The sequence below is a fragment of the Streptomyces kryoterrae genome (assembly GCF_054072135.1).
On record NZ_CM133358.1, the window covers coordinates 7,435,169 to 7,456,474 of the forward strand.

Annotated in this window: 17 protein-coding genes; 6 read left to right on the plus strand and 11 right to left on the minus strand. The window is 68.5% G+C overall.

Translation table 11 applies throughout. The annotated features are described in order from the left end of the window. Nucleotides 1-79: 79 nt before the first annotated feature. The gene (locus ACW4TU_RS32940; protein WP_457419148.1) at nt 80-310 is read right to left on the minus strand and encodes a hypothetical protein; all 231 of its coding nucleotides are present in this window, start codon (nt 308-310) and stop codon (nt 80-82) included. Then, on the minus strand, nt 307-564 hold the full coding sequence (locus tag ACW4TU_RS32945) for a hypothetical protein (protein ID WP_457419150.1): 258 nt from the start codon (nt 562-564) through the stop codon (nt 307-309). The genes ACW4TU_RS32940 and ACW4TU_RS32945 overlap by 4 nt, the downstream gene beginning before the upstream one ends. A 216-nt stretch (nt 565-780) precedes the next feature. On the opposite strand from ACW4TU_RS32945, the gene ACW4TU_RS32950 reads away from it, so the two are divergent. Continuing rightward, the gene (locus tag ACW4TU_RS32950; RefSeq protein ID WP_457419152.1) at nt 781-1,623 is read left to right on the plus strand and encodes a helix-turn-helix domain-containing protein; all 843 of its coding nucleotides are present in this window, start codon (nt 781-783) and stop codon (nt 1,621-1,623) included. Further along, nucleotides 1,605-1,814, plus strand: coding sequence for a DUF397 domain-containing protein (locus tag ACW4TU_RS32955; protein ID WP_457419154.1), 210 nt, complete (start codon nt 1,605-1,607; stop codon nt 1,812-1,814). Before ACW4TU_RS32950 ends, ACW4TU_RS32955 begins: the two co-directional genes overlap by 19 nt. Nucleotides 1,815-1,875: 61 nt before the next feature. On the opposite strand, the gene pglX is transcribed toward ACW4TU_RS32955, so the two are convergent. Then, nucleotides 1,876-5,499, minus strand: coding sequence for a BREX-2 system adenine-specific DNA-methyltransferase PglX (gene pglX, locus ACW4TU_RS32960; protein ID WP_457419156.1), 3,624 nt, complete (start codon nt 5,497-5,499; stop codon nt 1,876-1,878). Then, the gene (gene pglW / locus ACW4TU_RS32965) at nt 5,496-10,202 is read right to left on the minus strand and encodes a BREX system serine/threonine kinase PglW (protein ID WP_457419158.1); all 4,707 of its coding nucleotides are present in this window, start codon (nt 10,200-10,202) and stop codon (nt 5,496-5,498) included. Before pglW ends, pglX begins: the two co-directional genes overlap by 4 nt. Nucleotides 10,203-10,500: 298 nt before the next feature. Between pglW and ACW4TU_RS32970 the strand changes: the two genes are divergently transcribed. Together ACW4TU_RS32970 and ACW4TU_RS32975 are read left to right on the plus strand one after the other, a co-directional pair. Continuing rightward, nucleotides 10,501-11,589 (plus strand): beta family protein, encoded by a 1,089-nt coding sequence (locus ACW4TU_RS32970; protein ID WP_457419160.1) that lies wholly within the window; start codon nt 10,501-10,503, stop codon nt 11,587-11,589. 164 nt (nt 11,590-11,753) lie between these two features. Beyond that, nucleotides 11,754-13,616: a DNA/RNA helicase domain-containing protein gene (locus ACW4TU_RS32975; RefSeq protein WP_457419162.1), complete on the plus strand. Its 1,863-nt coding sequence runs from the start codon at nt 11,754-11,756 to the stop codon at nt 13,614-13,616. Nucleotides 13,617-13,911: 295 nt separating this feature from the next. Here the strand turns inward: ACW4TU_RS32975 and ACW4TU_RS32980 are convergent, their stop codons facing one another. The 3 genes from ACW4TU_RS32980 to ACW4TU_RS32990 all read right to left on the minus strand — a co-directional run bounded on the left by ACW4TU_RS32980 (nt 13,912) and on the right by ACW4TU_RS32990 (nt 14,981). Beyond that, nucleotides 13,912-14,175: a Txe/YoeB family addiction module toxin gene (locus tag ACW4TU_RS32980; RefSeq protein WP_398393984.1), complete on the minus strand. Its 264-nt coding sequence runs from the start codon at nt 14,173-14,175 to the stop codon at nt 13,912-13,914. Then, complete coding sequence (locus ACW4TU_RS32985; RefSeq protein WP_457419165.1) at nt 14,172-14,444, minus strand: type II toxin-antitoxin system Phd/YefM family antitoxin; 273 nt, start codon at nt 14,442-14,444, stop codon at nt 14,172-14,174. The genes ACW4TU_RS32980 and ACW4TU_RS32985 overlap by 4 nt, the downstream gene beginning before the upstream one ends. 309 nt (nt 14,445-14,753) lie before the next feature. Further along, nucleotides 14,754-14,981, minus strand: coding sequence for a hypothetical protein (locus ACW4TU_RS32990; protein WP_457419167.1), 228 nt, complete (start codon nt 14,979-14,981; stop codon nt 14,754-14,756). 187 nt (nt 14,982-15,168) lie between these two features. Here ACW4TU_RS32990 and ACW4TU_RS32995 point away from each other — a divergent pair, with 187 nt between their 5' ends. Beyond that, nucleotides 15,169-16,191 (plus strand): DUF6183 family protein, encoded by a 1,023-nt coding sequence (locus ACW4TU_RS32995; RefSeq protein WP_457419169.1) that lies wholly within the window; start codon nt 15,169-15,171, stop codon nt 16,189-16,191. 24 nt (nt 16,192-16,215) lie between these two features. On the opposite strand, the gene ACW4TU_RS33000 is transcribed toward ACW4TU_RS32995, so the two are convergent. Beyond that, nucleotides 16,216-19,119: a helix-turn-helix transcriptional regulator gene (locus ACW4TU_RS33000; protein WP_457419171.1), complete on the minus strand. Its 2,904-nt coding sequence runs from the start codon at nt 19,117-19,119 to the stop codon at nt 16,216-16,218. Between the two features lie 22 nt (nt 19,120-19,141). Beyond that, the gene (locus tag ACW4TU_RS33005; RefSeq protein WP_457419173.1) at nt 19,142-19,345 is read right to left on the minus strand and encodes a hypothetical protein; all 204 of its coding nucleotides are present in this window, start codon (nt 19,343-19,345) and stop codon (nt 19,142-19,144) included. A gap of 136 nt (nt 19,346-19,481) precedes the next feature. Here ACW4TU_RS33005 and ACW4TU_RS33010 point away from each other — a divergent pair, with 136 nt between their 5' ends. Beyond that, nucleotides 19,482-20,144, plus strand: a complete 663-nt coding sequence (locus tag ACW4TU_RS33010) for a helix-turn-helix transcriptional regulator (RefSeq protein WP_457430446.1) — start codon at nt 19,482-19,484, stop codon at nt 20,142-20,144. Nucleotides 20,145-20,250: 106 nt separating this feature from the next. On the opposite strand, the gene ACW4TU_RS33015 is transcribed toward ACW4TU_RS33010, so the two are convergent. Beyond that, complete coding sequence (locus ACW4TU_RS33015) at nt 20,251-20,577, minus strand: MazG-like family protein (RefSeq protein ID WP_457419175.1); 327 nt, start codon at nt 20,575-20,577, stop codon at nt 20,251-20,253. Between the two features lie 94 nt (nt 20,578-20,671). Continuing rightward, on the minus strand, nt 20,672-21,235 hold the full coding sequence (locus ACW4TU_RS33020) for a DoxX family membrane protein (RefSeq protein ID WP_457419177.1): 564 nt from the start codon (nt 21,233-21,235) through the stop codon (nt 20,672-20,674). Between the last annotated feature and the right edge of the window lie 71 nt (nt 21,236-21,306).

Genomic DNA, 21,306 nt, shown 5'->3' on the forward strand with positions numbered 1-21,306 from the left:
CGAGTGGTGGGTGGTGGGTGGTGGGTGGGGGGTTGGGGTGCGGCTTCGGATGGGTCGGGTCGGATGTGGAGTGGTGCCGTCATCTGGGTTGTCTGCTCCGGGCGTTCGCCTCGGCGACGAGGACGCTCAGCAGCTCGGCCGGGGTGAGGGTGCGGAGGCGGTTGGGCTCGGCGTCCCATTCGCGGCCACCGGCGAGCGGGCGGAGCTGCATGTACGGCCCTTCGTGGCCCATGACGCGTCCGACGCGGTCGCGGGCACTGTCGTGGACGGCCGCGCCGACGGTCGGGATCCCGTCGGCGTCCTCAGTCACCCGGCGATCCCCTTCGTGATCACGTCCGCGAGCATCAGGGCGATGGGGGCTGAGCACACGCCGAGGTGGACGAGCGCGTACTCGGCTTCGGCCTTGCGGTCGTCGGCCCAGGGGGTGCGGATGTCCATCGCGGGGAGCTGGATGCCGGCCTGGGAGAGGGCGGTGGCGAGGGCGTCGCGGGCGTTGAGGGCTTCCTGGATCTTGGGGGTGTGGGGTGCGTTGAGAGCGTGGGGAGGGTGAGGTGTGGGGGTCATGTGGGTCCTCGTCGGTGCGGTTGGAGGTGTGGTTCCGCTGATTCCATGACCTAGCTGCGCTGGGTGAATTACGCTGCGTAGTCCGGTCGTTACGAGGATGCGCCCGGATGTGGGCGACCGGGTTGTGGGCGGGGTGGTGGTTCCCCGTCGCGAGAGGTGGTTCCACAAGTTCCACAGGTTCCACATCGGTCACCCGAACGTCCCGGAGGGAGCGGTATGCCGCAGCGACGCGTCATCACCGGCCGTAGCCAGGAACCCCGTCAGCGGTTCGCCGAGGAGCTGCGAAAGCTGCGGGCCGAGAGCGGGTTGAGCCTGCGGGCGCTCGGTGAACGGCTGGGCTGGGACTGGTCGTTGTTCGGCAAGATGGAGAAGGGCGAGACGCTCGGCAGCCCGGAGGTCGTCCAGGCCCTCGACACGCACTACGGGACGCCGGGGCTGTTGCTGGCGCTGTGGGAGGTGGCGGCCGGGGACCATACGCAGTTCCGGGAGCGGTACCGGCGGTACATGGCGCTGGAAGCGGAGGCGGTGAGCTTGTGGCACTTCGCGGTGAGTGTGCTGCCGGGGCTGTTGCAGACGCCGGGGTATGCGCGGGAGGTGTTGGCGGCGGGTGGGCTCAAGGGGAAGGAGCTTGAGCAGCAGGTCGAGGCTCGGATGGGGCGGCGGGAGTTGTTGGAGGGGGAGGATGCGCCCCGGTTCCGGACCATTCTTTCTGAGGCGGTCATGCGCACGGCGTTGCTGAACACCCTTGAGTGGCGCGGGCAGTTGGAGCACCTGGCTGAGATGGCGGAGCGCCCGAACATCGCCGTCCATGTGCTGCCGTTCAGTGCTGGCCCCTACGGGCTTGATAGCACTGACGTGTGGTTCCTACGTCTGGCGCAGGGACGTACGGTGGCATACACGGAGAACGCGCACCGCGGCGATCTGATCGAAGACAGCGCGGCGGTCGAGAAGCTGCAAGGTGCTTACGATGCAGTTCGTGACCTGGCGCTGTCCCCGGCCGAGTCGCGGAAGTTCGTCCTGCGCATGTTGGAGGAAGTGCCGTGCGATCCATCGACCTGAGCGTCGTGAACTGGCGCAAGAGCTCATACAGCAACTCGGACGGTGGCGCTTGCGTCGAAGTCTCTGACGACTTCGCCACTGTCGTCCCGGTGCGGGACAGCAAGGTTCTCCTCGGGCCGGTGCTTGTGTTCCCTGCTGGCGGGTGGACCTCCTTCGTTTCGGCAATCAGGGACGGGCAGTTGAGCGACTGATCAGGCAAGGCGGCGGCCCCGCGATCTGTTCCGATCGCGGGGCCGTTGGCGTAGCTGGGGGCTACTTCTTGGTCGTACGGCGTCCCCTGGTCGTGGCTGTCGGGCGCCAGGCACGCAGGTCGTCGTCGGTGAGGCCGTGCTTGCCCTGCTCCATCTGCCGGTCGCCCTCGAAGAACTTGGCGGGGGTCGGGGCGAACAGTGGATCGGGCTCGTTGTGCCACTGGTTCAGCCAGGGCTGGAGTTCCAGCAGGCCAGCGAGGAGCGGGGCGACCTCTTCGGTCGTCAGGCCCTCGTGAGTGGCGATGTAGGTGTCGAGCGCGATCGCCTGCTCTCTGTGGTCCCAGCCTGCCCAGCCGTAGAGGTCGGGGGTGGCCACGTTGGCCCGCGCGTACGAGATGAACCGCTCCTTGGGTACGTCCAGCTTGCCGCGCGCCCGCCAGTACGAGGGGCGCAGGAAGTCGGCGGAGGTGTACTTCGGCGGTACGGGGATGGAGTCCCGGATCTTCCGCTTGGCTGGCTCATCCGGTGCGGCGTCCTCCTGGCGCTGGAGATCCCAGACGTTCTCCCAGTCCGCGCGCTTCTTGAGGGAGGCGGGCTTGTAGCGCAGGGCGGAGAGGAATGGCACGTGCTCGTCGGTCAGCAACTCGGCAACGACGGCGTGCAGTTCCTTGTGGGGCGCGTAGATCTTGGCGACGGAGACGAAATCCTCGTCACGGGAGAGGTTGTCTGTGAGGCGGGAAAGCGTGACGAGCGTGGGCATCCCGTTCTCGTCGAACCAGTGCGCACGGTCCTCGATCCGATCGAGTAGCCAGCTCCGGAGGGCCTTCTCCTGAAGTGAGTCCCACCCTTCGGTGGCCCAACGCCGCTTGTACTCCGGCCGTTCGATCATGCCGATGGCGCGGGATGACTCGATGGCGTCGATCCGCTTCTGGACGACCTCGCAGTAGGTGGCGGGCCAGTGGGCGGGAATCTCGGTGATGGGCGTGGACCCGTGCCGCTTGAACCATTCGTCACTGGCCTCGCCTGCGGCGACCTGCCGCGCGAGCACAATCTCGAAGGCACGCTCTCCGAGGGCAAGTTCGGGGAGGTCGGGGCAGTCTGGGTTCTCAGAGACGCGCAGGTCTTCGGGGTACAGGTTGTAGAGCGAGTAGACCTGCCAGTCCAGCTCTTCCTGGAGGGCGATCATGCGGGCGCGAGCGGAGTTCCAATTTTCCTTGGCCTGCTTGAGGGCGGCAGTGTTGGGAGTCGACTCGGCAGTCAATGTGGACGGGCGGGCCGCATCGATTTTCTGGGCCAAGATGGCGAATAGATTGGCGACAACGGTCGGATAATTGGCTGGCAGTGGGAAGCGCTCGATGTTGGACCCGTTGAATTGGTAGAAACGCTCCCATCCTTGAGATTTGAACCCCTCGTTTACTCCCTGACCGCCTTTATTGTGACACGCCATCTTGAGCCACAGTCCAGCAGTGGATGAGTTGAACAAGCTCAACAGGTGGAGATGGTCAACCTCTGTTGCGCTGTGGGCGAGTTTGATAACGGGAGCTGTTTGTTTGAATGTTTTCCGGTCTCGATCGAGCGAAAAGTGATTATGTGTAGCAACTTCTGCAAAGGCGATCGACCAGTCATGCGCGCCTCGATCCTTGGGGAGTTGGTGCCATTCCCACCAGGCGCGGCCAGCAGTAAAGTAAGTGCCGCCGCTAAATGAAGCTCGCTGCCCAAGATCGGTTCTGTAGGGCCAGATATCACTCGACTTGCCGATACTGTCCGAAAGTGGCCGGAGGGTGCGATCCGTAGTGTAAGGGTAGAAAGCAGCGCTTTCGGTGCTGGTGCCCCAATCTCGTACCTCATCACCTGCTGCAATAGGGGTGAGAAAATCTGACAAATCTTTTTTCCAGGTGCGACTGGGACGAACCATAATTTCGTCGGCGTGAGTGGACCCTACATATCCGATACGAATGGCAATGTTTTTAACTCGCTGGACAGCTGCTGACTCGATGGCTTCGATAATTTCGAGTCCGCCGTCTGTGAGGATCCATGGCTGCTTCCCGAAAAATCGCTCTCGGTCTAGATCATTCACTGAAACCCACCGGCTTACCGACCCGGGTTCGTCAATCTGATTAGCGATGGCATTCCATACGAGCCCGTTCTCGGCGTTTCCCGGAGTGATGGGTTCTCCCAGAATGCTCCGGACGGTTCGAATGGTGGTGGAGCGCTTGCTGCCCCATCGTCGCCTGCCTGCAATGATGACCGTTGGCGTCCCGTGGCCTGGGATGTAAGCCCCCGATGTGTCAATGACTTCAGTTAGCTCCACTTCGTGCCCGAAGTACGTCTCGATCAGTCGCGTCCCGAACTCCCTCTTCATGAATGAGTTCGCAGTAATCTGCCCAACCATCCCGTACCCGAGACCGCTCTCCGCGTCCCCCGACTTCGCTAGCTCGAAGAATCGCTGAGCAAACGGAACCGACAATGCATATGTCCCCGAACATGCGTCATACAATCCCCGATAAAGCTCGTTAAGCTTCTTGTCCTTCACCGTGATGTACGGCGGATTACCCACCACCACGTGATACCGCCCCGGCCGCAAAATATCCGGGTGCTCATGCACATCCTCAGTCTCATACTTGAAGTCGGCCAGCTCATCGGCCCCCTCCTCCTCCAAGTCGTCAAACAGGTTCCCCTGCTTGTGCCGGCTCTTGATGAGCGAGTCGCCCACCGCCAGATGAATCGGCCACTCGTACTTGGCAGCCTCCCCCAGCGTGTGCACCCCACTCGCAGCCATAGCCGCCACCAGCAACCGGAACCGAGCAATAGCCACCGCGAACGGATTCAAGTCCACCCCGTGAACGGAATCAAGCGCCTCCCGCACCCGCTCATGCGCGTCCTTGCCCGGCCGACCTTCCCCCCACAGCCGCACCAACCGCCGAAACGCCCCCAGCACAAAGTGCCCCGACCCACACGTAGGGTCGATCATCTTCAAACCCTCGTACCCGAACTCCCGCACCGCCGGATCCATCGCCCGGTCGAGGATGAACTCCTCCACGAACTCCGGCGTCTGAAGCAGCGCGTACGTCTTGCGCGCGGCCTCGCTCAGGTCCTGGTACAGGTCGCCCAGGAACCGCGTGTCCCACCCCCGCGTACCGTCCCCGTCCTCCTCCAGCGCATCCGTGAAGTCGTGGACGAGAACACCGCCCTCGTCCCGCCCCCGCCAGAAGTCCACCAACTCCCGCGCACCGTCATGCGACAGCGGAATCTGGAACAGCGGGTTGTGCCGCCGATCGAACAGCAACCGCCCCGCCTGCCCCGCCCCCAGCTCCTCGAACGCCTGCTCAAGCCAGCCTCGGTATGTCGGGTCCTCCGACCGAGCGACGTACTCCTCGAACCGAACCAGCGCCAGATCCCGCCGATCGCCCTCCGGTGCCGTCAAGTACGGCTCCGGAATCAGCCTGTTGTCCTCGCAGAACCGTACGAAGACAGTCCCCAGCACCCACGCCACCGCGACCTGAGTGACCCGCTCGTCCAGCCAGGAGTTCCACGTGGCCGCCGTACGGCCCAGCTTGCGCGCACGGTCCCACTCGGCGCGCAGCTTCTCGCCCTCCTGCACCACCTTGACCTGCTTGCCGAGGTCGGCCTCGACCGCCTTGACCTGTTGCTTCAGGTCGTCCAACAGGGCTTTGCGGTCGATCACTTGTCGTCCCCCTCGTTACCGTTCACGTTTACGTTCACGCCCACGACACTCACGTCCGTCACCCCGGACAGGTAGTCCTTCTTCACCCACGAGTCCGGCAGGTCTATCCATTCGCCCAGGCCGGCCTGGTAGGCCACCGCCGTGTGCCCCAGCTTCGGCTCACGCCCAGGGTCCGCCTGCGGCACCAGCAGCCACAGTCCGCGCCCGCCCTGCCGAGCCGCCTCCGCCAGTCGGTCGAGGACGCCCATCCCGTCGTACCGGGCAAACACCGCCACCTCGGTCAGCAGGACCGGGCCCGAACCGGCCCCCGGGGCCAGCAGCTCCCGTACCTGCGGCTCCACCGTGCCCCACGCGGTCCGCGCGTACTCGGTGAACTTCAGCGCGCCCCGAGAGCCCGGCTCCGCCACGTCCGCCTTCAGCAGCGTCTCCCAGGTCGGCTTCGTGCCCGGGGGGACCAGCGCGTGCATCGACTCCAGGAAGAGTTCGGTCACGGACACCGCCTGCGCGCCGATGCGATGGCCCGCCAGCCTCCGTACCGCCTCGACCGTACGGCCGTGGTGCACGGTCAGGACCCGGTAGCCGTCCTTCCGGGCCGAGGCCAGCAGCCGTTCGTCCGTGCGGACCCCGCCTGCCACGAGCGGGTCGTCGGAGTAGCGCGTGACCGCGCCGGCCTGCGTCGACTGGCGCCAGTTCCCGCCCGTCAGATAGCTGGACGCACTGTCCATCCGCGTCGGCAGATAGCGGAGCGTCCTGGTGTCCTCGCGCGTCGACAGAGTCAGATCGAAGCCTGCGTCGCGCAGCGCCTTGGTCAGTGGGCCGCCGGTCGGGAGGTCGTGCGTGCTCGTGCCCCGGGTGTCCCTGATGACCAGCTCCGGGAAGCGGGCCCGTACCCGCTCGTGGACGTCCTCGCCCGTCAGGCCGGGCTGCCGTGCCTCCGGTACGCCCGGGATCAGCCGTACCAGGCCGGCCTGGGTGAGGCGCAGGGCCCGTACCAGGGGCAGGTCGCGCGGGTAGATCTCCAGGCGGGGGGTCGCCGCCGCGTTCACCGACGCGGCTGCGGCCAGTTCGACCAATCGCCGTTCGTCCCAGTCCACGACACCGGGCGGCGGAGTCAGCGCGCCCAGCTCGCTCAGCACCGTCGTGGCGGTCGGCAAGGTCTCCAGGCGGGTCAGCCGGTCCGCCGTCTTGCCCAGGCGGGTCGCGTAGTCCAGCAGGCCCGGAGCCGTCGGGGTGTCCGGGGCGTCGACCTCCCGTACGTCCAGTGCGAGCAGGCCCGCTGCCAGGACGTCCTCCGTGGCCTTGCGGTTGGCCTGGTGCTGGAACTCCGCCTCCTCCGGCTGGAGTTGCTCAACTTCCACGACCGCCCGTACCGCCGCCAGAGCCAGCGCGCGCCGCTGTTCGCGTCCCGCCAGCTGCGTACCGCGCCGTACGGCGAGGGCGTCGGCGATCTCAACTGCTGAGGCGACCCGGCCGAGGCCCACCAGCAGGCCCACGATCTCGTCCCGCAGCGCCTGGACCGCCGGGTGCTTCTTCCAGCGCTTGCGCTCCTCCTTCAGCATCTGCGGGATGCGCCCGGCGGACAGGCCGAGTGCCACCGCCACGTCCTTCTGCTTGGGCCAGACGCCGATGCCGGGCAGCTCGCCGCGCTCGTCCGGCAGGCGCAGCAACAGCCGTACCATCTCGACCTTGTTGCTGTTGGAGCGGTTGTTGTTCAGCTCCGGGACGAAGAGCGTGGCGAGGAGGTCGAGGCTGAGCGAGCGCAGCGCGGACTCGCTCAGGCCCGCCGCTCCGTCGCCCACGGCCAGGGCTCCGGCGACCGCCGACTCGGTGGCGGTGAGCTGGGCGAGTTCCTCCTTCGCCTCCGCGCGGCCCTTCGGGGTGAGCGGGGAGAGCGGTGCCTCGCGCAGCAGCCTGCCCCACTGGCGCTGACGGCGCTGCACCTCGGTGCGGGTCTTGGTGCCGAGACCGGGGGCGTTGAGGAGCTTGCTGCGGCTGTAGTCGAGGAGGCCGCCGACCGTGGTGATCTCGAGGCCGTAGAGGAAGGACTCGGCGGCCGGGGTGAGACCGGCTGCCGACAGGTGCGTGTCGCGGGTGACCGCCGCCGCGAGGCGTTCGCGCTGCTCGTCGGCGGTGAGCGGTTCGGCGTCCGCGATCGTCGCCGCGCGCTCGCCCTCCACGGTCTCTCGCGGTGCGGGCTCGGGGTGGCGGGAGCGGTGGCTGGACGGCACCGTCTGCGAGGCGTCCAGGAAGATCTTCTTCCAGGCGTCCCGCATCGGCTTGAGCTCGGCGTAGCGCTTCGCCGCGTCCCGGTGCAGGGCCTTGCGGAAGAAGGCGACCAGACCGTCCCGTACGGCGGGCTCGAAGGCGTCGGCCTGGACGGTCGGGTACGGGAACTCCTTCGGGTCCGTCATCCGGGGCGGGACCGAGCCGTCGCCCCACCTGGGCAGTTCGCGCGAGGCCATCTGGTGCAGGGTGACCGCGATGGCGTACCGCTCGGCGTGCGAGTCGTACGCGGTGCGGGTCAGGGTGCCGATGAACGGGTCGAGGTAGCCGTCGGTGCCGGCCTCGTAGTCCTTTGCCGGGTAGCCCGCCAGGGAGAAGTCGATGAGGACCAGCTCGCGGGTGCGGTTGGGGCGGATACGGATGGCGATGTTGTCCGGCTTGATGTCGCGGTGCCAGACACTCTCGCCCTCCAGGAAGTCCACGGCCCCGAACAGGTAGTCGCCGTACGCCTCCAACTGGTCCATCTTCAGACGGCCTTGCTCGCGCAGCTGACGCGCGACCGTCTCCTCGCGGCGGCGGGTGCGGGTACCGGTACCGGTGCTGGAGTCGGTGGTCTCGGCGCTCTGTTCGGTGGCCTCGCGCTCGTCGCCCACGTACTCCAGGGCGAGGACCGTCCGGGACGCGATGTGCAGGGGTTCCGGCTCGACGAGGCGGATCACCCGGGAGTCGGGGCGCAGCCGGTTCATCACCTCGGCCTCGTGGACCAGCACCTGGCCCCGGCTGTCCGAGAGGGCCACCTTCAGGACGGCGAGCGGCCGGGTCTTGCGCGCCTCGGCCTGGAGGTCGCGGACGAGGAAGGCCCGGCTGGTGGAGCCGGTGCCGAGGCGGCGGCGGACCTCCCAGCGCCCGCCGAGCAGGTCACCGGCAACCGCTTCGAGGGGGTCCTTCTCGGGGTCCTCGGCCGGTTCGGGGTCGGGCGGCGAGGTCGGCGCGGTCAGGCCGTCCTCGACGATCTCCAGCATCTCCAGGAACTCGTCCACCGATGACAGTCGTTGTCCGGGCCGGTAGGCGGTCGCCGCCTGGACGAGGAAGTCGATGTCCTCGGAGAGGTCGTCGACCAGCGAGCTGGGGCGCAGCCCCTCGCCCGCCTCAAGGCGTGCCAGCAGCTCGGCCTGGCTCGCGGCCGGGGCCTTGCCGGTGACCAGGAGATAGGTGAGGACGCCGAGGCCGTACACGTCGAGGTAGACCGGGTCGGCCTTGAGGGCGGTCAACTCCGGTGCGAAGTAGGGGTCGGAGCCCTCCGCCAGGTGCATCGCCGAGAGGGCGGTCGGCGCGAAGCGGGTCATGCCCTGCCCGCTGTCGCCGTCCGTGCCGGAGGCGCGCTGGGTGGCGATCTGCCAGTCGGAGATCTCCAGGCGGGGATTGAGCCAGGCGGCGTCCTCACCGACCGTCTGCCCGCGCCGGCCCCGGTCGCGGGGGACGACGTGAACGGCACGGGCTGCCAGCGCCCGGTGGTGGATGCGGGCGGAGTGCGCGGAACGCATCGTCTCGGCGAGCTGGCGGACCAGTGCCATCCGGGCGAGGATGTCGAGGCTCTTGCCGTGCTGGAGCAGGTACTCGTCCAGGCGGAGCGTGCGCGGGTCGTAGTCGAAGATCAGTGCGGGGCCCGCGGTGTGCCCGGACGGGTAGTACTGCTTGAGCTGAACGACGCCCGGGTGCTTGAACCGCTGTAGTACGGCGGCCTCCCGGCGGGCCGCGTTCTCCACCGACCGCCGGATCGACGCGTCCGAGCCGCGCTCGCTGAGGTAGACGCGGACGCGGGCGACCTCGGGCAGCTCGCTGTGGCTCGCCTTGTAGTCGGCCCAGGTCGGGCCCGAGTCGAAGGACTTCCGGTCCAGTTGGTACGGGCCGACCTTGTACTCGGCGTCGCTGCGCCGGATGCCGATCCGGTCGAGGGCGGTTTTGATCTCGCGGGACTCGACGGCCGTGATGCGGCGCCGCTCGTCGCGCGGAGGCTGCTTGAGCATGGTGACCAGCTCGTCGACGGTGTGGACGCCGTTCTGGTCGTGGGCGGGCAGACGGACACGTAGACCGCCGTCGGTGAAGCAGACCGCTTCGCCGACCCATACCCGCGGTCCGTTCTGGCCGAGCAGCCCGGCCAGTTCCTTCGCCTTCTTGTTGACGAGGTGGAGCGGATTGCCGTGCGGGCGCCGATGGCCACCGGGGGTGGTTTGCACCCAGGTGCCGTTCTCGCTGGTCACGGAGCCGTGCCAGTCCTTGAGTTCGATCATGTAGACGCCGCCGGGGGCGACAACGAGGAGGTCGACCTCGCGTACGTGACCGGTGTGGGCGGTGAACGTGAAGTTCGACCAGGCCCGCCAGGGATCGGCGTCCGGCAGCTTCTCCCGGATCGCCTCCAGGCCACGGTGTTCATGGTCGAACTCGGACTCGGTGACCGTGGTCCACCGGCCTTGCCGCATGCGCCGTCCCCGCCTCTTGACTCCGACTCGCGTACCTGTCCGCTCCCGGCCTCACACACTGTTCTCACCACGTCGCGGACCTGCTGAATCCTAGCCGCGGCCACCGACAGCGGGTACCTCTCCGGGAGGGCGCCGACAACCCGGGAACAACGTGCCTGTCCTTCGACAGGCTACTTCCCGTGGTTTCGGAGAAATGTGAATTCCTGGCTGAATTGCGCTCTTTCCGTTTCAACTGTCGCAGCTCACCCTTCGACCAGGGGCGATACGGCAGAACAGCGGAATCGACGGGGGCGCCGCGATGGTCGAGCCGATCTATGTACCGGTACTGCCGGTGACACGAGCAGCGATCACGGCCTACTCCCACGTGGATCTTCACCTGAGGCGACGGATGGCACCCCTGTGGACGGTCGTGCCGCGCATCGGGCCCGAGCGCCTACGAGGACGACTCATGGTGCCCGATCCCGAGCCGGACGAAGCAGAACTGAAGCGCTGGCTCACTCCGCGCATCGACGGTCTCATCGAGGCCATGGACGGTCTGGGCGGCTGGCTCGATGCCGTCCATGTCGAACGCCTCGTCGACGCCTCCGCCCAGAGCCTGTGGCAACTGGCGACCAGGAGCAGCCTCTGGCCCGTCACCGGCCCGGAGCGAACGCCGACCCAGCAGCGGTACGCCGCCGACCTGGCCTTCCTGAGCGGCCGGGGCCTCGGCATACGGGTCCTGCTCGACGAGCCGCCCGACGAACGCCAACGAGCGCAACTCGTGGAGATGATCGACTGGTTGCGCATGCCTCCCTCGCGACTCGATCTCCTGCTCGACGTCGGTCCGATCACGGACGCGGTCGAGTCCGGAAAGAGAGCCCTCGCGGGACTCGACTACTTCGGCTCCCTCGTCGCATGGCGCCGGGTCGTCCTTGCCGCCGGCGCGTTCCCTCGCGTGACCCAAGATCTCGAGGCGCAGCCCACACGTGCCGTCGAGCGTTACGACCGGCAACTCCACCGGTCACTGCGCGAGGCCCGTCCCGACTTCCCGAGAACTGTCGTCTACGGGGACTACTCCGTGGAGCACGCTTGCAGAGCGAACATCCCGACGGTCAGGCAGCCGGGCCCGGGGTGGGGGCTGCTCCGCTATACGACGCCTGACGGATTTCTTATCGCGAGGGCGCCCACGCGAGGTCCGCACCACGGCGAGCGCGCTCGTGCCATGGCCCGTTGGATCGTGGAATCGGAAGACTTCCGAGGCGTCGGCGGCCTCGGTGTCAGTGAGGCGGAGCACTGGTTGCACGCATGCGCGTACGGCGACGGACCGCGCAACGCGGGCAGTGCTGAGAAATGGATTCAGATCGGCCATATCCGGCATCTGAGTCTTGTCGCGCAACGTTTGGCCTGATGGGTCGGCGACAGGCGATTAATCGCACCTCCGGTCGAGACGTCACCCGTTAGGGTGAATCTCGTTCTTGCGGTCCACAGGGCGTTCGCACAGGTGTGCGCCACGCCCTGTGGACCGCACAGGTCTCTTCGTCCTGGCGGGAATCTCCAGTGTCTTTGCTGCGCATGTCCGCCCACGACCTCCTCAGGGAATCCGCCGCAGGCACACTTGGGGAGAAGTTGTCCTCGAGTTTCCGGGGAGCGTACGGATACGAGACGGGCGATAGCGAGCAGCGCTCCTGGCGGAAGAGCCTTCCCGCTCTCGCCGACACACTCGTGGACGCCGGGCTCGGAGACGTCGAGGTTCTGGTCGAATATCCGGTCCCGCTGTCCAGTTACCGTGTGGACGCCCTCCTCTGCGGCGTCCATCCCGCGACCGGGGAACCGTCGTACGTGGCCGTCGAACTCAAGCAGTGGTCCAAGGCCAGGTCCATTGCCGACGCGGAAGACCTCGTGCTGGTCGAACACATGGGCAATGTGGCCCGTCTGCACCCCGTGTCGCAGGTCCGCCGCTACTGCGACCACATCGCCGACTTCACCGAGGCGCTGCACGGCCACGAGCGCCGGATCAGCGGAGCCGCCTATCTGCACAACGCCACGGACGACGGCGTCGACCAGCTCTTCGCCCTCCCTTCCGATGCGTACGGGCAGCTCTTCACCGGCTCCGGTCGGGAGAAGTTCCAGACGTACCTCGCCGAGCGGCTAGCACCCATGTCCGGGGTGGAGGCAGCCGATGCCCTGCGCCCGGAAGCCGTCGCCCCGAGCAAGCGGCTCATGGCCGTGGCCGCTGAAGAGATCGCGGAACGCGGCCACTTCAACCTGCTCGACGAGCAGCAGATCGCCTACTCCCTGGTCATGCGCGCGGTGAAGAACGCCGGGCAAGCCCAGTCCAAGGAAGTCATCGTCGTCATCGGCGGGCCCGGATCCGGGAAGAGCGTCATCGCCCTCGAACTACTGGGAGAGCTGTACCGGAACGGCCTCTCCGCCCTGCATGCCACCGGATCCAAGTCATTCACCACCACGCTGCAGCAGGTCGCGGGCGCGGATGACACACGTGTCCGGAACCTGTTCCGCTACTTCAACGACTTCACCAAGGCGCCGAAGAACGGAATCGACGTGCTGATCTGCGACGAAGCGCACCGCATACGGGAGTCCTTCCGTCGCCCCGCCAAGCCCATACGCGGATACCGCCGCCAAGTCGAAGCACTCCTTGATGCCGCCCGCGTACCCGTCTTCCTTCTGGACGAGGACCAGGTCGTACGCCCGGGTGAGAGGTGCAATGTCGCGGTGATCGACGAGGCCGCCAAAGCCATGAACCTGCCCGTCCGCCACGTGAACCTCAACGCCCAGTTCCGCTGTGGCGGCAGCCGCGCCTACGAGGAGTGGGTGCTGCGTCTTTTGGGGCTGCGCCCCGGTGGGCCCATGCCTTGGGGAGGAGATGACCGGTTCACGGTCCAAGTGGCGGAGACGCCGCAGGAACTCGAGGCCGTTCTTCGCTCTCGTCAGGAGAGCGGCGAGCAAGCTCGTATGACCGCCGGCTTCTGCTGGCCCTGGAGCGATCCCATGGTGGATGCCGACCGGAGACTCATCGGACTCGTCGACGACGTCAGTCTCTCCGAATGGGGTTGGGCGCGTCCGTGGAACGTCAAGAGCGATCGCCCCGTCGGCGGCTACCCGTCCAAGAACCTGTGGGCCACCGACTCGGCAGGGTTTTCCCAGGTCGGATGTATCTACACCGCTCAGGGCTTCGAATACGACTGGAACGGTGTGATCCTCGGACCCGACATGGTGTGGCGCGACGGCACCTGGATCTCCGACAGCAAGGAAAGCGAGGACGGTGCCGTTGCCGGCACTTCGCCAGAGGCGTTCGCTTACCTCATACGCAACACCTACAAGGTGCTGCTCACCCGCGGCATGCGGGGCACCGTGATCTTCTCCACGGACAGGGAGACGCGTGAGATGCTCTGCGGGCTTGTGGCGGGCCGCTAGCCCCGGCTTTTCATGACGACTCGCCAGCTCAAGCTGCGGACTTTTTGACGTGTTGGGCTGGCCCTGGACACTTCCACGGCCGCCGAGCTCCACCAGGTCGCCGACGTCAACAGACGCATGCCAGCGACATGTGCGCCTTCAGCGATCCCGGGTTCGACGATGCGCTGCAGGAGGGGCTTGACCCCATTGCTGAGGTCAAGAAGGGCAACCAGGTACGCCTGCCGTCCGCCACGAGGCGACCGTGCCGGCCGCAGTCCTCAACGAGCCGCTGTGACCGGTACCTTCGCGGCCGAGGTCAGTCCGTGTAGTGGTACCGAGCCTTGAGGATCTTGACCTGTTTGTCGTCGGCTCGGTAGACGAGGCGGTGTTCGTCGTCGATGCGTCGCGACCAGTAGCCGGACAGGTCTCCCTTGAGGGGTTCGGGCTTGCCGATACCGTTGAACGGGTCGCGCTGGATCTCGCCGATGAGGCGAACGACGCGGCGCACCATCTTGCGGTCGGTCTCCAGCCAGTGCTGGAAGTCGTCCCAGGCGGCCGGGTCGAAGTTGACGTCCCTCACTCCTCACCGGCCAGTTCCTGGAGGTCCTCCAGGGTCTTCGTGACCCCTGTCTGGCCCGCACGGTCGCGGGCGACGGCTTCCATGAGGCGGCGAGCGTTGGCCGGGGAGCGTAGGAGGTAGATGGTCTCCTGCCAGGCGTCGTAGTCCTCTGCGGACATGAGTATGGCGTCGCCGTTCTTGGAGTGAATGCGTACGGGTGCGTGGTCGTCGTTGACCTTCTTGATCAGAGGGAACAGATCCCTGCGCGCCTCGCTTGCGGTGAGGGCCATGACGCACGTCCTCTCTCAGGCTGGTACTTAATACCGTACCGGACTGGTACGGAAATCCGTACTGGTTTGGCTGCGCTCAACGGGCCGGGTCGCCAGGATCGGTATTGGCGCCGCAGCGCACGACGGCGACCATTTCGCCCGGGCCCGGGGTTAGGCGGCCTCAGGCGCCGTATGTGCCACCGACGCCGTAGCCGCCCGGTGTTCCACCAGTGACGAGTTCGTCCAGCATCTGGTCCGACAGGCTGTTGTCTCAGAGGAAGCTCTTCACTGAGGCGTCCTCGTTGCATTGAGGGTCCATGCCCGACCAGTTCAGGTCGTATCCCGCGCGTCGGCGCTGAGCTGGGTCTGGAACGCCCGCTGGGCGCGGCAGTTGCCCTCGCGGAACAGGTGGAGGACGTTCAGGTCGCCGTACGGCGCGGCCAGTCGGATGACGAATTCCTGCCGGGGGAGATCCCGCAAATGGCCGGACGAGGCGAGACGGCCGAAGGCCTCTCCGGTGTAGACGCCAAGTGACTTCGGGGATCTCCACAATGTCACCGTACCCATATAGAGTCTTGATTCTGTACAGATTCTAGTACGGATTCCGATGGGTTGGCGAGGTCCGGCAGGCCGGGCGACCGTTCTTGGCGACGGCGATCACGGCACCGCGCTCGCCCGCGGCGAGGATCTTGGAGGAGTTCACTTGTGCCGCACCGTGTTCGGAGGAGGACCCGAGGGACCCTCCGTGGCGCAGGCCGTCGGACGGATCGCCGATGCTCTTGCCGACACGCGCTCCCGGGACTGCGCGAGGTTCGCCGTGGACATCGTGGGGTTGCTGTTGCCGCTCGGGTCCGAGGGACGGGAGGAACGTGCCGGGGTGCGGCGCTCGGTGGCCGAGAAGCTGGTCGAGAAACTGGTCAAGGCCCAGCAACCGCGGGATCTGGAAGCTCTCTTCGGTGAACTGCCGGAGCGGCTCGATGACCCCGCGGTGGAGGTACGGGCCTGCGTCCTCGGCGAGCTCGCCATGATCGGGGCGGGGCGGGGTCGGCCCGCCCTGGACGCCTACGCGGAGAGACTGCGCGAGCTGGGGCACCCGCTGGCCCGGTTGCCGAGGACTCGCCTGGACGTCGAGCACCGGTTCGGGGTCCGCGTACGGGGCCTCGGGGCGGTGAAAACCCCCGACCAGCTACGGTCCCGGTTCCCGGAGATTCCCCCGTCTGACAGTGGTGTGGCCGCCGGACGTACGGCAGTTGAGAGCCCCGACGTCGGGCGCGCGGGGACGGCCGCCGAGCCCTTCACCGCCAGCGGCTGGTCCCGCGAGCCCGAAGCGCGTTTCTTCACGCTGCCGAGCCAGCTCGATCCGGACGACTTCAACATCGCGTTCATCAAGGAACTGCCCCTGGAGTGCCTGGAGGGTGAGGGCACGCGCCGGGGCGGTGCCCTCACCTGTCACACCACAGCCGACGACGTGATCAACGAACTGTTCACGGCAGCGCACAACGGCGGGGTGAACGCCCAGGGACTGGGTGCCGCGTACGCCCGACTGCACGCCTGGAACAGTTTCTACGCGTTGATGGGGCTGCCCGACGACATCCCGTTCCCGGGGGCGGTGCGGCACGCCGCCGACTTTCGGTGGCTGCGATTCATGGCGTTCACGGACTGGTTCCACCACGACACGGCGGACGTGGCCTTCGCCGTACTCGATCCCCGTCGTACCCGGGTCGCGGTGCTGGCGGCGACGGACACCGACACCGACACCCACTTCTAGTTCACACAGTTCACAACGCCTCTCTTACGGCGAGTTGGATCGGGAGTCGGAACCGGGTCCCCGGCCCAGCGCCCCCGCCAATTCGCCCCTGCGCCTGATGCCCAACTTCCGGTAAGCACTGGTCAGATGGGTTTCCACCGTGCGGCGGGCCACGTGCAGGAGTTCCGCGATCTCCGTGTTCGTGCGGCCCTCCACCGCGAGTTCGGCGATCCGGCGTTCGCTCGCCGTCAGTGTCGTCGTCGTGCTGCGGGCGCCGCCCTCGCGGAGGGACTCGTCGGCTGCGGATCGCAGGCGTACGGCGCCCAGGCGTTCGGCGCGTTCGGCTGCTTCGCGCAGCGACTTGCGGGCTCGGGCGCGTTCGCCGGCGGCGGTCAGTTGACGGCCCCGGGCGATCAGGGCCGGGATCAGTTCCGTTTCGACAGAGGCTTCGCGCAGGATCCGTACCGCCTCGTCGGACAGGTCGAGGCCGCGGCGACCGCCCGTCGCCGTGGCGAGTATCCGCAGTGAACGGCCCACCAGGCGTGGGGTGTTCCACACCCGGGCCAGCCGCAGTTCCTCCTCGGCCAGGGCGAGCGCCTCCCGGGGGTGTCCGAGGGCCAGTTGGCACTGTGCGGCGGCGGCCCGCCAGGGGGTGACCACCGGGCTCAGTACTTCGCGGGCGGACTGGCGGCGTCCGCACTCCAGGAAGTCACCGAGGGCGCCGGCCGCATCGCCGGAGGCGGCGCGCACCACGCCCCGCGCGTAGAGGAAACGGTTCAACTCCCAGGAGTCGTGCGCCTCCCGCAGGTCGAAGGCGTCGGCGAGCTGCCAGGCCTCGTCGACGCGGCCGGTCTCGACGAGCGCGAGCAGTACGTGCGCCTCCACGTTCGTCGGTCCGGTCCCGGTCGTTCCGGTTCCGGTTCCGGGTACGGCTCCGAGGTCAGCCGCAGCCGCAGCTGCAGTCTCGGCCGCGCCGGCTCCCGTCGCCCATTCCGACCCGAATCTGAACCCCGGTCCGGGCCCTTCACCAGCCCCCGTCCCCGTCCCCGCCCCGGATGTCACCCTGTCAGTCCGCCACGACTCCGGATCGCTCAGCAGCTGCCCGTAGTCGCCGCGGGCGGCGGCTATGTCGGCGCGTACGTTCAGCAACGCCTCGTGCATGGGGTGGAGCAGGGTCGGGCGTTGGCCGGTCAGGCCTCGGTCCGTCAGGCGTTCGGCCTCGTCCAGTTCGTCGGCCCACTGGGCCACCGCAGCCGCCGTGCCGAGCAGGAACGGCTCCGCCAGGGGGCCGGCCGGCTCCGCCAGCAGGGCGCGTACCCGTTTCATGGCGGCGCTCGCCGAAATCAGGCCCGCTGTCGCCTCGTACCGTACGAGGAGGGCGTGGCCGGCGGGGCCGAGTGCCTGCGGGGAGTGTTCGGCGGTCTCGTGCAGCCGGCGGTACATCTCCTCGCGGATCGTCTGGTCGTGGTCGGAGAGGAGCGCCGACGCCGTCTGGACCGTGCGGAGCAGGTCGGGGTGGTCCGTCAGCTGGCCGTCCAGGTCGCGGAGCAGGGCCACCGCCGCGCGGGCCTCGCCGCGTCTGGCCAGCGCCGTGCCCAGGGCCACCGCCGCCCGTACGCGGTACTGCGGCAGGCCCGGCAGGCGCATCGCCTCCGTGAGCCGGGGGATGCCCGCCGAGGAACGTACGGCCGCGAACTCCAGCGAGCCCAGTTCGGTCAGCACCTCGGCCCGGCGGCCGTCCGACATGGGCTCGTCCAGTGCCTGGCGCAACAGGACCACCGCGTCGTCGGTGCGGTCCTCGCTGACGGCGCCGCCAGCCGCGTCCAGCAGGACCTCCGTCGCCCACACCTCGCCCATCGTGCCCGAGCGCAGCAGCAGTTGGGCCACCGTCGCCGTCGGGACGCCGCGGCGCAGCATCGCCTCGGCCGCCGCCCCGTGCGCCGCCTGCCGGTCGGCGGCGCACCAGCCGGCGAGCACCGCGTCCCGCAGCAGCGGGTGGGCATAGCGGGGCAGCCCGTTGTCGCCGAAGCGCAGCATGCCGAGCCGGGGCATGGCGGTCAGCCAGCCCCGTACCCGGGCCGGGTCGGCTCCGAGGGTGTCCGCGGTCTCGGTGAACAGGTCGACGTCGGCGCCCTCCGACAGCTCGTCCAACGTGGCGAGCACACGCGCCGCCTCGGTCGTCGCCGCCCCGGCACAGTCCAGCCACCACGACACCGCCGCCGGATATGCCCCCGGATACAGCGCCGCGCACGTCTCCGGCAGCGGGGCCGGTGCGGCGGTGGTGGCGTTCAGGTCCTCCAGCAGCGCGCGCAGGAGCAGCGGGTTGCCCGCGCCCGCCCGCACGTAGTCCGTCACCCACTCCTCCGGTACGTCGCCGAGAGCCGAACGCACCAGCTCCGCCGCCGCGTCGCGGCTCAGCGGGGCGAGGGTGTGGGTGCGTACGAGGGCGGGGGAGAGGGTGTGGACCAGGCCGGCGGACGGCGGGTCCACGTCGTACTGGCTGCGCTCCGTCACCAGCAGCAGTAGCGGTAATCGGTCCACCCTGCGCGCCGCCTCGATCAGCCAGCACCGGGAGTCCTCGTCCGCGAGGTGTACGTCGTCCACGGCGACCAGCACCGGGCCCTCGGCCGCGTACGCGCGCAGCAACCGCCAGAGCCGGGCGGCGGCCGGCAGCGACTCGTCCGGAGTGCCGGTGACTTCGGCAGCGGAACCGGGCGGAGGCGAGGAGGTCAACTCCTGTAGGGGGGACAGCAGTTGCTCTACGGCGGCCAGGCGGACGCCGGGCGCGCTGCCCCCGGTGGAGCAGCGGACCCGCAGGACGCGCATGCCGTGCGCCTCCGCGTCCTCGGTGGCGGCCTCCAGGAGTGCGGTGCGGCCGGTGCCGGTGGCGCCGCGCAGCAGGACCAGGCGGCCCGTCCCCCCGCGGGCGCGGGCTGCCTCGTCGGCCACCAGAGCAAGTGCCTCCCGGCGCTCATACAGCGATGAGGACGCGGATGACGGCGCAGCTGACGACGACGGTGACGGTGACGTTGAGGACGCGGATGACGACGGGGACGACGAGGGGGAGGGGGATGGGGGTGGGGATTGCATGCCTGCCTCCTGTCTTGGATAGGTACTGGCCGGTTTCGTGGTCGAACTGGTGGCCGATCTCGTGGTGTGTCTCGTGGTGGTCCACGATTGTGCGCGCCCCATGTGTCACAGAAGTCTGGGCTGTGTACGTCGGCCACCGACCCCTCGACGGTGGCGGCACCTGACCCTGGGGGCAGTTCTTGCGCACCACACTCCGCACCACAGGCCCCGGCACGGGGGCCGTGGCCGGCACGAGGGCCAGTACCGGGCCGTCCGAAGCCGGGCGCCGCATACCCGTGGCCGTGCACGCGGCCGACCCGATCTCCCGCGCCGGCGCGATCAGCCAGCTGCGGCAGCACCCGGTGGTCGAACTCCGGGAGGAATCCGACAGTGGGCCCGGCGTCGTGGCCCTGCTGGTCAGTGAGGTCCTCGACGAGACAACGCTGTCCAGGCTGCGCCGACTCGTCCGCAGCGAGGGCGCCAAGGCCGTTCTCGTGGTGGGCGTGCTGCGCGAGAACGAACTGCTGGACGTCATCGAGTGCGGCGTCGGAGCCATCGTCTGGCGCCACGAGGCCACCGGACACCGGCTGGCGCAGGCCGTACTCGCCGCCGCCCGCGGTGACGGCGACCTGCCCTCCGACCTGCTCGGCCGGCTCATCAGCCAGGTGGGCACACTGCACCGCACGGCGGCCGGCCAGCCCGGTGCCCCCACCGCGGGCCTCGCGCCGCGCGAGGTCGATGTCCTGCGCCTCGTCGCCGAGGGGCTCGACACGGGGGAGATCGCCGGCAAGCTGTCCTACTCCGAGCGCACGGTCAAGAACGTGATGCATGGACTCACCACCCGACTGCATCTGCGCAACCGGGCGCATGCCGTGGCCTATGCCTTGCGCGAAGGCTACATCTGACCGAACGGGTAATCGAACACGGCGCGCGGGCACCAACTCATGCCCGCTCGCCTGTTCCTTGGGCGCCACAGGGCAACGTGTCGGTTATGGGCTGGTCATGAGCCGGTCATGACGCAGGACCCAGGGAGCGTTCCCTGACTCCGTCCAGGTGGGTCGTGAAGACTTCCCGGGCGTCCGGGGTCAGGGTGCGCAGGGCCACCATCGCCGTGATGACGACGTCGCAGAGCTCCGACCGGACGTCGTCCCATGTGTGACTGGCGCCCTTGCGCGGGTTCTGGCCGGTCGCGCCGATCACCGCCTGGGCGACCTCGCCGACCTCCTCGGTCAGCTTCAGCATGCGCAGGAGCAGGGACTCGCGGTCGGGATGCGCCTGGTTGGCGTCGAGCCAGGTCCAGAGGTCGTCGATCACTGCCCAGACGTCGTCATCGGCCATGGGAGAAGCCTCCCACGCGACCCCGGCACCCCGAATCCGTCTGCTCCCCTCAGTTCCCCCGTTCATCTGTTCCTCGGATGCGCCCTCTACGTCCCTACTCCTCGAACAGCGGTTCCTGCGTGCCCTGTTGACGCTCCCGCACCCGTCTGTTCCGCGCCCCCACGACCACCGCCGTGACCGCGGCCGTGCCGGCGAGGGCCGCCGGGACCATCCAGCCGCGGTCGAGTACGTGGCCCAGCGCGTGGTCCAGGGAGAGCCGGCCCGGGCCCGTCACCGCGAGGCCCGCGGCGGCGAGGCCGAGGGTCGCGGCGTACTCGTAGCCGCCGCCCGTGTTGAAGAACCCGTTGGGCGCGTGCACGGCGGTGGCGCCCACCATCGCGCCCGCTGCCGCCGCGCCGGCCGCCGGAGTCGCCAGGCCCAGTGCGAGCAGCGCACCGCCGCCCGTCTCCGCGAGGCCCGACGCGGTGGCGCTGGCCTTCCCGGGCGCGTAGCCGACGGACTCCATGAAGGCGCCGGTGCCTTCGAGGCCGTGCCCGCCGAACCACCCGAACAGCTTCTGCGCGCCGTGCGCCGCCAGCACCCCGCCCGTCCCCAGACGGAGCAACAGGAGCCCCAGATCACGCCGGTCGTAACGGTCGCATCGGTCGTCACAGGTCATGCCCCCACCGTCGCACCGATCACGTCCACCGCACCCGCGGGGGCCATCCATGCCTGCCGTTCGGGTGGCGG

Coding starts and splice junctions, on each gene's coding strand:
- ACW4TU_RS32945 (WP_457419150.1), bottom strand. CDS start 564: ATGACCCCCACACCTCACCCTCCCCACGCTCTCAACGCACCCCACACC.
- ACW4TU_RS32950 (WP_457419152.1), top strand. CDS start 781: ATGCCGCAGCGACGCGTCATCACCGGCCGTAGCCAGGAACCCCGTCAG.
- pglW (WP_457419158.1), bottom strand. CDS start 10,202: ATGCGGCAAGGCCGGTGGACCACGGTCACCGAGTCCGAGTTCGACCAT.
- ACW4TU_RS32970 (WP_457419160.1), top strand. CDS start 10,501: ATGGTCGAGCCGATCTATGTACCGGTACTGCCGGTGACACGAGCAGCG.
- ACW4TU_RS32975 (WP_457419162.1), top strand. CDS start 11,754: ATGTCCGCCCACGACCTCCTCAGGGAATCCGCCGCAGGCACACTTGGG.
- ACW4TU_RS32985 (WP_457419165.1), bottom strand. CDS start 14,444: ATGGCCCTCACCGCAAGCGAGGCGCGCAGGGATCTGTTCCCTCTGATC.
- ACW4TU_RS33015 (WP_457419175.1), bottom strand. CDS start 20,577: ATGGCCGATGACGACGTCTGGGCAGTGATCGACGACCTCTGGACCTGG.
- ACW4TU_RS33020 (WP_457419177.1), bottom strand. CDS start 21,235: ATGACCTGTGACGACCGATGCGACCGTTACGACCGGCGTGATCTGGGG.